The sequence below is a fragment of the Actinacidiphila oryziradicis genome, assembly GCF_005047355.1.
In the GTDB taxonomy this organism is placed as follows: domain Bacteria; phylum Actinomycetota; class Actinomycetes; order Streptomycetales; family Streptomycetaceae; genus Actinacidiphila; species Actinacidiphila oryziradicis.
The window spans coordinates 257839-269976 of record NZ_SUMC01000001.1; the positions used below are offsets into that span (position 1 = coordinate 257839).

At 70.6% G+C, this 12138-nt stretch carries 11 protein-coding genes; 2 read left to right on the top strand and 9 right to left on the bottom strand.

What is annotated here, in order from left to right:
- Positions 1–5: 5 nt before the first annotated feature.
- The 4 genes from FCI23_RS01230 to dnaK are packed head-to-tail and all read right to left on the bottom strand — an operon-like array spanning position 6 to position 3858.
- Positions 6–347 (bottom strand): chaperone modulator CbpM, encoded by a 342-nt coding sequence (locus tag FCI23_RS01230; protein WP_136721516.1) that lies wholly within the window; start codon positions 345–347, stop codon positions 6–8.
- A complete protein-coding gene (locus tag FCI23_RS01235; RefSeq protein WP_136721517.1) occupies positions 347–1339 on the bottom strand; it encodes a DnaJ C-terminal domain-containing protein in 993 nt (330 codons plus the stop codon). Before FCI23_RS01235 ends, FCI23_RS01230 begins: the two co-directional genes overlap by 1 nt.
- A gap of 4 nt (positions 1340–1343) precedes the next feature.
- On the bottom strand, positions 1344–1928 hold the full coding sequence (locus FCI23_RS01240; protein ID WP_136721518.1) for a nucleotide exchange factor GrpE: 585 nt from the start codon (positions 1926–1928) through the stop codon (positions 1344–1346).
- Entirely contained in the window at positions 1921–3858 is a 1938-nt protein-coding gene (gene dnaK / locus FCI23_RS01245; protein WP_136721519.1) for a molecular chaperone DnaK, read from the bottom strand. Before dnaK ends, FCI23_RS01240 begins: the two co-directional genes overlap by 8 nt.
- Positions 3859–4416: 558 nt before the next feature.
- Between dnaK and FCI23_RS01250 the strand changes: the two genes are divergently transcribed.
- Positions 4417–4851, top strand: a complete 435-nt coding sequence (locus FCI23_RS01250; protein WP_211265170.1) for an Hsp20/alpha crystallin family protein — start codon at positions 4417–4419, stop codon at positions 4849–4851.
- Positions 4852–4901: 50 nt separating this feature from the next.
- On the opposite strand, the gene FCI23_RS01255 is transcribed toward FCI23_RS01250, so the two are convergent.
- Together FCI23_RS01255 and FCI23_RS01260 are read right to left on the bottom strand one after the other, a co-directional pair.
- A complete protein-coding gene (locus FCI23_RS01255; protein ID WP_246143216.1) occupies positions 4902–5726 on the bottom strand; it encodes a 5-oxoprolinase subunit C family protein in 825 nt (274 codons plus the stop codon).
- Positions 5727–6012: 286 nt separating this feature from the next.
- On the bottom strand, positions 6013–8037 hold the full coding sequence (locus tag FCI23_RS01260; protein ID WP_246143199.1) for a M3 family metallopeptidase: 2025 nt from the start codon (positions 8035–8037) through the stop codon (positions 6013–6015).
- Between the two features lie 177 nt (positions 8038–8214).
- On the opposite strand from FCI23_RS01260, the gene FCI23_RS01265 reads away from it, so the two are divergent.
- Complete coding sequence (locus tag FCI23_RS01265) at positions 8215–8409, top strand: MarR family transcriptional regulator (protein WP_136721523.1); 195 nt, start codon at positions 8215–8217, stop codon at positions 8407–8409.
- 53 nt (positions 8410–8462) lie between these two features.
- On the opposite strand, the gene FCI23_RS01270 is transcribed toward FCI23_RS01265, so the two are convergent.
- From FCI23_RS01270 to FCI23_RS01280, 3 genes are all read right to left on the bottom strand, one after another.
- Positions 8463–9218 carry a DedA family protein gene (locus tag FCI23_RS01270; protein WP_246143200.1) on the bottom strand — a complete coding sequence of 252 codons (756 nt, stop codon included), beginning with the start codon at positions 9216–9218 and terminating at the stop codon, positions 8463–8465.
- A 213-nt stretch (positions 9219–9431) separates the two neighbouring features.
- Positions 9432–10178 carry an SDR family NAD(P)-dependent oxidoreductase gene (locus FCI23_RS01275; protein WP_136721524.1) on the bottom strand — a complete coding sequence of 249 codons (747 nt, stop codon included), beginning with the start codon at positions 10176–10178 and terminating at the stop codon, positions 9432–9434.
- Positions 10179–10760: 582 nt separating this feature from the next.
- Entirely contained in the window at positions 10761–12050 is a 1290-nt protein-coding gene (locus tag FCI23_RS01280) for a citrate synthase (RefSeq protein WP_136721525.1), read from the bottom strand.
- Positions 12051–12138 lie beyond the last annotated feature (88 nt).

The window sequence follows — 12138 nt, forward strand, 5'->3', positions numbered from 1 at the left end:
CTGTGTCAGCCTCCTGGGCGGCGCGGGCGAGTACGGGTACGCGACGCCGCTTCCAGCGCGTCGATTCGGTCCAGCAGTTCGAGTACGAGGTCGAGGGCGGCGTAGTTGAGGGAGAAGGAGGCGCGCAGCCGCTGGATACGGGCCACCGTGGCCAGTTGGTCGGGCGAGAACCGCAGTTCGCCGCCCGCGCCCCGGGTGGCCTCGATCAGCCCGAGGGCCACCAGGCGGCGCACCAGATCGGGATGGAGCCCGCTGGCCCGCGCGAAGGAGCCGAGGTCCAGCCGGACCGGGCCCTGGACGAGGGCGTAGCGCCGCACGGTCTTCCGGGACGTCGCCTGCTGGGGCATCACTGCCTCCTGGGGTCGAACCTGGACTTCGCGGCGAGTTCTTCGAACAGCCGCCGCTCCTCCGGGGTCAGGGACTCCGGCACCATGATCCGGACTTCCGCGTAGAAGTCCCCGGGGGTGCCGCGCGGATTGGGCATGCCGCGCCCGCGCAGCCGCAGCCGGCGCCCGCTCGACGTGCCGGGCGGGACCTTCACCTTCGCCTCGCCGCCCGGGGTGTCCATGGCGACGGACGCGCCCAGGGCCGCCTCCCAGGGGGCCAGCGGCAGCTCGGCGTAGATGTCACGGCCCTCCACCCGGTAGCGCGGGTGCGGCGCGATCCGTACGACGAGGTAGAGGTCCCCGGCCCGCGCCCCGTCGCTGCCGCGCCCGCCCTGGCCCGCCAGCCGGATCCGCCGGCCGTCGGTCACCCCCGGTGGGATGGTGACGTCGAAGCTGCGCGGGCCGCCGGGCCCGGCGAGGGTGATCTTGCGTTTGCCGCCCCGGTAGGCCTCCTCGACGGTGAGCTCCAGCTCGGCCTCCTGGTCGGCGCCCGGGATCGGGCCCCGGCCGCGGCCGGCCCGTCCGGCCCGTCCGGCCCGTCCGCCGAAGATCCCGCCGAGAAGGTCCTCGATGTCGACGTCTTCGCCGAAGCCGGAGGTGAACCGGAAGCCGTCGCCGAAGTCTCCGCCGGGGCCGGCACCGGCACCGGCTCCCGCCCTCGCTCCGGCGCCTGCCCGGGCCCGGCCGGCCCGTGCGCGGGCCCAGGTCTCCGGGTCCACGTCCTCCGGGACCTGGCGGAAATCGGGGCCGAACGCGTCGTAGCGCCGCCGCATTTCGGGGTCGGACAGGACGTCGTACGCCTCGGCGACGTCCTTGAACCGCTCCTCGGCCTCCGGGGCCTTGTTCACATCGGGGTGCAGGGTGCGGGCCAGCTTGCGGTAGGCCCGCTGGATCTCCTGCTGGTCGGCGGTCCTTGGGACCCCGAGGATCTCGTAGAAGTCCCGCTTCGCCATCGGATCATGCCCCCTTCGAAGCCACCAGGACGGCAGCGGGGCGCAGTTGGCGTTCGTCGTCGCCGTAGCCGGGCCGCACCACGCGGACAACCGTCGACTCCGGCACCTCCGGGGCCGGGACCACTCCGACCGCCTCGTGGCGGGTGGGATCGAAGGGGGCGCCCACATCCTCCTGCCGGGGGAAGCCGAGCCGGGCGAGCAGGGCGACGGCCTGGTCGCGCACTGCCCGTACGCCCTCGACGATGGCTCCGGCGTCCGCCGTCGAGTGCTCCAGGGCGAGGTCGAGGTTGTCCACGACGGGCAGCCACTCGGCCGCGACCCTGGCTCGCTCCTCTGCCTGCTGCCGCGCGATGTCCCTGGCGGTCCGCTTGCGGAGGTTGTCGAGGTCGGCCAGCGCCCGGCGCCACAGGTCCTCCAGCTCATCGACCCTGGCCCGCAGCTCCTCAGTCACCTGGGCCTCGGGCTCCCCGGCCTCCCCTGTCTCCCCTGTCTCCCCTGGCTCCTGGGTCCGGTCCGGCTGCGCCGCGGGAGCCGGCGGGGGCGGGGTGCCGGCGGTGGCGTCCTGGCCGGGGAGTCGCTCGTCACTCATTGCTGTCGGGGGTCGTGAACTCGGCGTCGATGACGTCCTCGTCGGAGCCCTGGCCGGAGGCCTGGCCCGGAGCCGGACCGCCCGGGGCGCCCTGGGCCGCGCCGGCTCCACCGGCATCGTCCTGCCCGCCTCCGCCGCCCGCCGAGGAGGTGCTCAGGCTCTGGTACACCTGCTGGAGCTCGCCGGTCAGGGACCGCACCCGGTCCAGCGGAGCTTCTTCCTTGACCGCCTGGCGGGCGTCCGCCACGAGCATGTCGGCCCGCGCCTTCTCGTGCACGGGAACGGCCTCCCCCAGCTCCGCCAGCCGGCGTTCCACCTGGTAGGCGGCCGAATCCAGGGCATTCCGGGCGTCGATCACCTCGCGCAGCTTGGCGTCCTCACTGCGGTGCGCCTCGGCGTCCTTCACCATGCGCTCGATCTCCGACTTGTCGAGGTTGGAGGTCTCGCTGATGGTGATGCGCTGCTCGGCGCCGGTGTCCTTGTCCTTGGCCGAGACATTGAGGATCCCGTTGGCGTCTTCGTCGAAGGTGACCTCGACCTGCGGGACGCCGCGCGGCGCGGGGCGGATGTTCTCCAGCCGGAACCTGCCCAGCACCCGGTTGTCGGCCGCCCGCTCGCGCTCGCCCTGGAGCACCACCACATCGACGGCGGACTGGTTGTCCTCCGCGGTGGTGAAGACCTCGGTGCGGCGGGCCGGGATCGTCGTATTGCGCTCGATGACCTTGGTCATCACCCCGCCCTGGGTCTCAAGGCCCAGAGACAGCGGTGTGACATCCAGCAGCAGGACGTCCTTCACCTCGCCCTTGATGATCGCGGCCTGGACCGCGGCACCGACGGCGACCACCTCGTCCGGGTTCACCGTCATGTTCGGATCCTTACCGGTCATCCGGCGCACGAGCTCCTGTACGGCGGGCAGTCGGGTGGAACCCCCGACGAGGATGACCTCGTCGATGTCGTCCTTGGTGAGCTTGGCGTCGGCCATCGCCTGGCGGATCGGGCCGTTGCACCGATCGATGAGGTCGGCGGTGAGCTCCTCGAACGTGGAGCGCATGATCGTGGTGTTCAGGTGCTTGGGGCCGGAGGCGTCCGCCGTGATGAACGGCAGGCTGACCGTCGTCCGGGTGACCGAGGACAGCTCCACCTTGGCCTTCTCCGCGGCCTCGAACAGCCGCTGGAGCGCCTGGGGGTCCTGGCGCAGGTCGATCCCCTGCTCCCGCTGGAACTCGTCGGCCAGGTGGTCCACCAGGCGCCGGTCGAAGTCGTCGCCGCCCAGGTGGGTGTCGCCCGAGGTCGAGCGGACCTCCACCACGCCCTCGCCGACGTCGAGGATGCTGACGTCGAAGGTCCCGCCGCCGAGGTCGAAGACGAGCACCGTCTCGTTCTCCAGCTTGTCCATGCCGTAGGCGAGGGCCGCCGCCGTCGGCTCGTTGATGATCCGCAGCACTTCGAGACCGGCGATCCGCCCGGCGTCCTTTGTCGCCTGGCGCTGGGCGTCGTTGAAGTACGCCGGAACGGTGATGACCGCCTCCGTGACCCGCTCGCCGAGGAACTTCCCGGCGTCCTCGGCGAGCTTGCGCAGGATGAGCGCGGAGATCTCCTCCGGCGCGTACTGCTTGCCGTGGATCAGGAACCGGGCAGCGCCGTCGGGACCGGCCACGACGTCGTACGACACCGCGTGCAGCTCGCTCTCGACCTCGTCGTACTTACGGCCTATGAACCGCTTGGCCGAGTAGATCGTGCCCTTGGGGTTGAGGATCGCCTGGCGGCGAGCCAGCTGGCCCACCAAACGCTCGCCCTGCTCCGTGAACGCCACCACCGAGGGAGTGGTCCGCGCCCCCTCCGCGTTGGGGATGACCTTCGGTTCACCGTCCTCGACCGCCGCGATCACCGAGTTGGTGGTGCCGAGGTCGATGCCCACAGCCTTCGCCATCATGGACTCCTCACGTCGCCGCAGGGCTCGTCACCCGTCGTACGGTCCACCCTCCCCGGGCGCGGGGCCGGGCGGATCCCCCGAATCGGGCGATATCGGCTAGGGCCTGTCCGGTCGCGGCAGCCGATCCGCCTCCCCCAGCTACCTCCCCCAGCCTTCGGCCGGGAGGTGCCCCCAGCACCAGGGCACGCGACGCCGCGGAGATCGACCGGACAAGGCCCAGGACCTCCAGAAGTGCGACGGAGAGCCCGCGGCAGGCGCCGGAGGGCGTACGGACCGGATCGCCCCCGGTCCGGCGGCGGCCGGGAAGAGCCGGTGCGGCTTCACCCCTTCCGGGTGGTCCCCCGGCGCGCCCGGGGTGGGCATGCTGGCCCGGGAGCGCACTGGTAGATCCAGGCCGGGCGCAGATCCCGGCCCGCTCCCAAGGCAGACAGTTGGAGGGGCACCCACGGGACGTCCCGGGCCGAACCCGGCCGGGCGGCCCTGCGTTCCTCCGTTCAGAGAAGGGACTGAAGCCTCATGACTCTTCCCGCCAGTCGTCCGCGGCAGCCGTCGGGGATGGCACGCCGAAGCGACCCCGTACAGCAGATCGAGAACGTCTACAGCCAGATGGACCAGCTGCTGCAGGGCTTCTTCGGCCAGCAGGTACCCGAGAGCCTGGCCGGCACCCGGTGGGCCGCACCGGCGGACATCGAGGAAACCGATGACGCCTTCATCGTCCAGCTCGACGTGCCCGGGGTGAAGCCCGAGGACATCGACGTCGAACTCCGCGAGAATCAGGTGCGCATCACCGGCGAGATCAAGGAAAAGGAACGCACCGGCGTGCTGCGCCGCCAGACCCGCCCGGTCGGCCGGTTCGAACACCTCATCGCGCTGCCCGGCGAGGTGGACCCCGACAAGGTCGAGGCGACTCTCTCCGACGGCGTACTGACACTGCGCCTCACCAAGACCGGGGGCCCCCAGACCCGGCACATCCAGGTCAAGGGCGGCTGACAGCGGACGCCCCCTGCCGAAACGGCGGCCCACCCCTGGAGGGTGAGCCGCTACGGGCGCTCCGGACGGCCTGGATCGTCCCGACCGCCCCCACGGCCCCCGCCGCCCCGACCACTCCCCCGGCACACCGGCGCGAAGCGCAGCGGTGCCCCGGGGACAGCCTGGGCGGCGGCCGGGAGGTGCACCTCGGGGACGACGCCCACAACCGGGTAGCCGCCGGTGGTGGGGTGATCGGCGAGGAAGACGACCGGGCGGCCGTCGGGCGGGACCTGTACAGCGCCGAGCGGCATGCCCTCGCTGGGGAGCTCGCCGGGACGGGAGCGCTGGAGAGGCGGGCCTTCGGTGCGCAGGCCGATGCGGTTGCCGGCGGAGGCGACGCGGTAGTGGCCGGTGGCGAGGGTGCGCAGGGACGCGGGGGTGAACCAGTCGTCCCGGGGGCCCAGGAGCACGGGGAGCACCAGCTCGGCCGGGGGGCTCCGGCACGGGACGACGTCGGGGTGGGCCGGGGCAGCGGTGCTCCCGGGGGTGCCCAGCGGGAGGACGGCGCCGTCGGTGAGCGGGGCGGGGCCGAGGCCGGAGAGCAGGTCGGTGGAGCGGCTGCCCAGCACCGGCGCGGCCGCGACGCCACCGCCGACGGCAAGGTAACTGCGCACCCCCCGGACGGCCGGACCCAGCTCCAGGACCGAACCCGCCGGCACCCGGACAGCGGCGCCCCAGGCTGCGGGCCGCCCGTCGAGGGTGACACGGCAGGGCGCGCCGGTGACGGCGACCGTGACCGGGCAACGCGGGCGGACGGCGCAGCCGTTCACGGTGGTCTCCAGGCCGGCGGCACCGGCGGCCACCGGGAGCCCCCGCACCGACGAGCTGATGCGCAGCGTCCTGGCCGAACTGCGGCCGGCCTTCCACGCGATCGACAATCCGCACGGCCTCCACGAGCCCTGGTCCTGCCTGCTGGCCGGCGGGACCGTCGCCTCCGAAGCGCTGCTCGCCGGCCACCTCGACGACTCACGGCCCCGCGGGCGGCGGCCCCAGCGACAGACCCAGTCGGGGCTTGAGGACGTAGGCCCCCGGTTCCGGGAAGGTGGGGGCACCTCCTGGGGCCCCTCCCGGCCGAAGGCTGGGGGAGGTAGCTGGGGGAGGGTCAGGGAAACCCCACCGGGCTCAGCCGAGGCCGCGCCGCGCCAGCAGCGGCCCAATCTCCGGCGCCCGCCCGCGGAAAGCCGCGAACGCCGCCAGCGAGTCCGTACTGCCGCCCTTGGAAAGCAGCTCACGGCGGAAGACGTCGCCGTTCTCCCGGCGCATACCGCCACGCTCCTTGAACCACTCCACCGTGTCGGCGTCCAGCACCTCGCTCCAGATGTAGGAGTAGTAGCCCGCGCTGTAGCCATGGGCGAAGACATGCGCGAAATACGTGCTGCGGTAGCGCGGCGGAATCGCGGGCACCGCCAGCCCCGCCCTCTTGAGGGCCGCGGCCTCGAACGCCTCCGCGTCGCCGGGGTCGGTGCCGGCCGGGATGGTGTGCCAGGCCCAGTCGAGCAGGGCGGCGGCGAGGTACTCCACCGTACGGAAGCCCTGGCCGAAGCGGTCGGCCGCCTCCATCCGCGCGACAAGATCGGCGGGCATCGGCTCGCCGGTCTCGTGGTGCTTCGCGTAATTGGCGAGGACGTCCGGCCAGACCGCCCACATCTCATTGACCTGGGAGGGATATTCGACGAAGTCGCGCGGCACTTTCGTGCCCGAGAAGAAGGGGTGGGTCACCTCGGAGAAGAGGCCGTGCAACGCGTGGCCGAACTCGTGGAAGAGGGTGTTGACCTCGGTGAAGGTCAGCAACGTCGGCTCTCCGGAAGCCGGCTTGGCGATGTTGAGATTGTTGACGACGACCGGGCGCTGGCCGAGCAGCGCGGACTGGTCGACCAGGGAGTCCATCCAGGCGCCGCGGCGCTTGGACGCGCGGGCGTAGAAGTCGCCGAGGAAGAGGCCGAGCGGCGAGCCGTCGGCGTTGCCGACCTCGAAGACCCTGACGTCGGGGTGATACGCCGTCAGGTCGGGGCGCTCGGTGAAGCTCAGGCCGTACACCTGCCCGGCCGCGAAGAAGACGCCGTCCTTCAGCACCCGGTCCAGCTCGAAGTAGGGGCGCATGACGGCGGCGTCGATGTCGTACTCGGCCTTGCGGACCTTTTCGGAGTAGTACGCCCAGTCGTGCGCGGCGATCTCCCCGGTGCCGCTGACGGCTTTCAGCGCGGCGGCCTCGCGCTCGGCGTTGGCGACGGCCGGCGGGACCAGGCGGCTGAGCATGGCGGTCACGGCTTCGGTGGTCTTCGCCGTCTGGTCGGCGACGACGTACGCGGCGTGGCTGTCGTAGCCGAGCAAGGCGGCGCGTTCGGCACGCAGCCGGGCGAGTCGGCCGGCGAGCTCGCCGTTGCCGGCCAGGCCCCGGCCGAGGGAGGCGTCGAGGAGCCGCTTTCGTACCTCCCGGTTGTCGAGCGAGCCGAGTTCGAACTGGTTGGAGAAGTTGTTCAGGCTGAGAACGTATTTGCCGTCGTGGCCGAGCACCCGGCCGTTCTCGGCCGCCGCCGCGATCGCGTCGGCGGAGAGCCCGGCCAGTTCGTCCGCGCTGTCGAGGACCAGAGCGGCCGCGTTGGTGTCGGCGAAGAGGTTCTGCTCGAAAGCGGTTGACGCGGTGGCGATCTCCGCGTTCAGCTCGCGCAGCCGCCGCTGGCCCTCGATCGGGAGCCGGGCGCCGGCCCGCTCGAACCGGGTGTGGTAGCGCTCCAGGAGCCGCAACGACTCGGCGTCCAGGCCGAGCCCTTCCCGGCTTTCGTACAGCGCACTGACCCGGCCGTACAGCGCGGCGTTGAGATGGATCGCGTCCTCGTGCGCGGCGAGCCGGGGGCTGATCTCCGCCTCGACGGCCTGGACGGCCTCATTGGTGTCCGAGGACGCCTGGTTGAAGAAGACATTCGCTACTCGCCGCAAGAGCGCCCCGGACCGTTCCAGGGCCACGATGGTGTTCCGGTACGTCGGCGGCTCGGCGCTCTGTGCGATCGCCTCCGCTTCGGCGAGCTGCTCGGCCATTCCCCGCTCGAACGCGGGGAGATAGTGCTCCTCGCGTATGTCCGCGAAGGGCGGTAGCTCGTACGGCAGCGTGGACGGCCTGAAGAAGGGGTTCGTCGGCTTCGTGGTCACAGTGGCGACCCTACGCCGGGCTGGACCCCGGGTCCCGGGCTCACTCTTCTGCAACATTTGTCACTATTATGCAGACTTCACGTAACAGGTGACCAACAGACCCTTTCGGCCACCAATGCGTGTCGTTCACCGGGTGAGGCTGGCCGTCCAACGGCTCACCCGGAGGAGGTACGTAAATTGACTGATCGGACGCTATGGTCATATGCGGAGATCGCCGCGCACATCCGGGTGCAGGTCGACACCGTGCGGTCGTACCGCAAGCACGGACACCTGCCCCATCCCGATATCGTCGAGGGAGGCAAGCCTTTCTGGTACGCCGACACCATCCGGACCTGGCACTCCCGGCGGCCCGGGAACCGCAGCCGCCCCTGACCGCCCAGGCTTACAGGCCGCGCGCACGGCCGGGCTGAAGGCGCTACGGACGGCTATCTCGCCCCGCATCTCGGCTCGGGCGCCGCCCGGTCCGCACGCCCCGCCTTCGCGCCTTCCGAGGGCGGAACCGTGGCTGTCGCCCCGCCGCCCGCGGCGACCACGAGCTCAGGGGACCGGGCGACCTGGCCGTGCTGCCGGGCACGACGGCCGGCGATCAGCTGGATACCGCCGCCCACTGCCGCCACCAGCAGCGACACGCCGAGCCCGATACCGACCGCGTACACCGAATTGGAGGTGGCGCGACCGCCGAAGTAGCCCAGCCCCACCGAATAGGTGGCCCAGACGGCCTCGGCGATTCCGGCTCCGGCCATATAGCGGCGCGCCGGATACCGTACGATCCCTGCCGCGATTCCGCCGACAAGCCGGCCGCTGGGCAGGAAGCGGACGCCGATCACAAAGGGCACGCCGTACCGCTGGATGCGCAGGGCGGCCCATTCCAGCAGTGCCCGGCGCTTGGGGCGCCGGTAGAGGCGGGCCAGGACGCGGCCGCTGACGGCCCGGCCGGAGCGGTGGATCAGCAGGTCACCGGCGAGGGCGCTGCCGGCGACGACCAGCAGCACCAGAGCTACGCTCAGCCTCCCCTGGGCAGCCAGCACACCGCCGGCTACCAGGAGCGCGGCATTGGGCACCAGAGGCGGCGCGGTGGTCGCCGCGAGCACCGCGTACGCCCAGATCACGTGGCCGCCCCGGAGGTAGGCCTCAAGGCCGGCGGTGAAGTCCAGTGACGACACAATCCTTGAAACCTCCACGCCGCTGACCCTCTTCCCGGAACACATCCGGATGTCCCCTTGCGCCAAAACTGGCAGGGACGCGTCGGGCGCGGCAACGCGTTTTACGGTGGATCAGGGCTTTCCCAGGGAATTCGCAAAGAACCGTCATCCCCAGGGCGCAGGCCCGGCCCGCAGGTCATCCGGGAGGAGTAGAACAGCGTCAACCCTGTCCGGGAACCCGTCCGGCCGGGGTTACCGGCCGAGCAGCTCGCCGCCGTTGCACTGCAGGATCTCGCCGGTGATGAACCCCGCCTCGGCCGAGGCCAGGAAGACCACCGACGCCGCGACATCGGCGGGGCGGCCGACCCGGCCGATGAGGGTACGGCCCGCCCGCCGGGTGAGCTCCGCGTCATTGAGCCGGACGCCGAAGAACTCGGTTCCGGCCACCGTGCCCGGGGCGACCACATTGCAGGTCACGCCGAGCGGCCCCAGCTGGGCTGCCAGGGAGTGGTTCCAGGCGTGCAGGGCCGCCTTGGAGGCCCCGTACGAGCCGCCGCCGCGCAGGGCGGCCAGCGAGGTCACGGTGATCACCCGGCCGCCTTCGGGAAACCGGTCACGGACGGATTCGGTGACCAGGACCGCGGTGAGCACATTGCGCTCGAAATCGCCGCGCCAGCGGGCGAGCACGCCGTGCGGACCCGCCCCGACAGCGAGCTCGCGGCTTCCGGCGTTGTTCACCAGGACATCGATCCGGGACGGAAGCCGGGCGAGCGCCGCTTCGACGTCATCGGGGTCGGCGAGATCACAGACAACCGGGGTGACGTCAAGACCGCGCTCGGAGCGCAATTCCTCGGCTGTGGTGCGCAATACCTCACGGCGTCGGCCGACAATGGTGACACAGTCGCCCGACTCTGCGAACCTGGTTGCCACGGCCCGGCCGATACCCGTGCCGCCACCGGTGACAACGACGTTCCGGCCCACACTCGCGTTCTCCGACATGACGCTCCGCCCCTCGAGGAGGGACAGCACGCTACGGGACAGGGTCGCAACCAGTCACAGGGGGGTGGCTAACAGCCAAAAGAGACGTAGATCACACTGGCTGGAACGTAACTTTTTGGCTCAGTTCCAGGTCTAACCACTCGAACATCGGGCTCCTGGCGGACTCGGTGGGATGATGTGCGAGTTGTCTTTGGGGGACGGACCGGTCTCAGCGGCGGGACGAAGGCCCGGAGAGCTTGAGCGGCCCTCCCGGACCAGCGTCGTCCCGGCGTAGCAGCCCATCGCGACCCAAAGAACGCCCGGTACGGACCCGTGGGGGGATTCGCACCGGGGAACGAGAGCGCCCCGTGTCGGACCCGTGGGGGGATTCGGCGCGGGGCGCTTCTCAGTATTTTTTGAGGCGAGTTCGCCTCCGGTGCGCTCAGCCACTGTCGACGGTCGACCGTGCTCGATCGTTCGTTCCTCACGATCTCCGCGCGCTCCCCCTTTCGACAGCGGCCGCTCCCCTTCGGCTCACTCGCCGGCCCGGAAGGATGTATCCCAGGACGCCGGAAGCCGTCGGGGCAGCGACGGTCGAGAGTGTCAGCGGCCTTCCACCGGCAGGTAGTCGCGGATCTCGACTCCCGTGTAGATCTGCCGCGGACGGCCGATGCGGGAGCCCGGCTCCTTGATCATCTCGTGCCACTGGGCGATCCAGCCGGGGAGCCGGCCGAGCGCGAAGAGCACCGTGAACATCGTGGTCGGGAAGCCCATGGCCCGGTAGATCAGGCCGGTGTAGAAGTCCACGTTGGGGTAGAGGTTGCGCGAGACGAAATAGTCGTCGCTGAGCGCGTGCTCCTCCAGCTTGAGGGCGATGTCCAGCAGCTCGTCGGACTTGCCGAGCGCGGAGAGCACATCGTGGGCCGCGGACTTGATGATCTTCGCCCGGGGGTCGAAGCTCTTGTAGACCCGGTGCCCGAAGCCCATCAGCCGGACGCCGTCCTCCTTGTTCTTCACCTTGCGGATGAAGGCGTCCACATCGCCGCCGTCGGCCTGGATGATCTCCAGCATCTCCAGCACGCTCTGGTTGGCGCCGCCGTGCAGCGGACCCCACAGGGCGTTGATACCCGCCGAAATGGAGGCGAACAGGTTCGCCTGCGAGGATCCCACCAGGCGCACGGTGGAGGTGGAACAGTTCTGCTCGTGGTCCGCGTGCAGGATGAACAGCTTGTCCAGGGCGTCGACGACGACCGGGTTGAGCTCGTACTCCTCGGCGGGCACGGCGAAGGTCATGCGCAGGAAGTTCTCGACATAGCCGAGGTCATTGCGCGGGTAGACGATCGGGTGACCGATCGATTTCTTGTACGCATACGCGGCGATCGTCGGAAGCTTGGCGAGCAGCCGGATCGTAGAGAGGTTGCGCTGCTTCTCGTCGAACGGGTTGTGGCTGTCCTGGTAGAACGTCGACAGCGCGCTGACCACGGACGACAGCATCGCCATCGGGTGGGCGTCGCGCGGGAAGCCCTGGAAGAACCGTTTGACGTCCTCATGCAGCAGCGTGTGCTGGGTGATCTCGCCACGGAACGCCGAAAGCTCGTCGACGGTCGGAAGCTCGCCGTTGATCAACAAATAGGCGGTCTCGAGGAAGCTGCCGCGCTCCGCGATCTGCTCGATCGGGTAGCCCCGGTAGCGCAGGATGCCCTGCTCGCCGTCGAGGTAGGTGATCGCGGACTTATAGGCCGCGGTGTTGCCGTAGCCGCTGTCCAGGGTTACCAGACCGGTGTCCGCACGCAGCTTGCCGATGTCGAAGCCGTTGTCGCCGACGGTTCCCTCGATCACCGGGTAGCGGTGCTCGTTGTCCCCGTACCGCAGTACTACAGAGTTGTCGCTCACGTCATTCCCTCACCGACGTCGTGCCTCTTCTTCGAGGTGCCCTGACATACGTCTACTGTCCCCCATTTGGCGTTGCCGGGTGCACTCG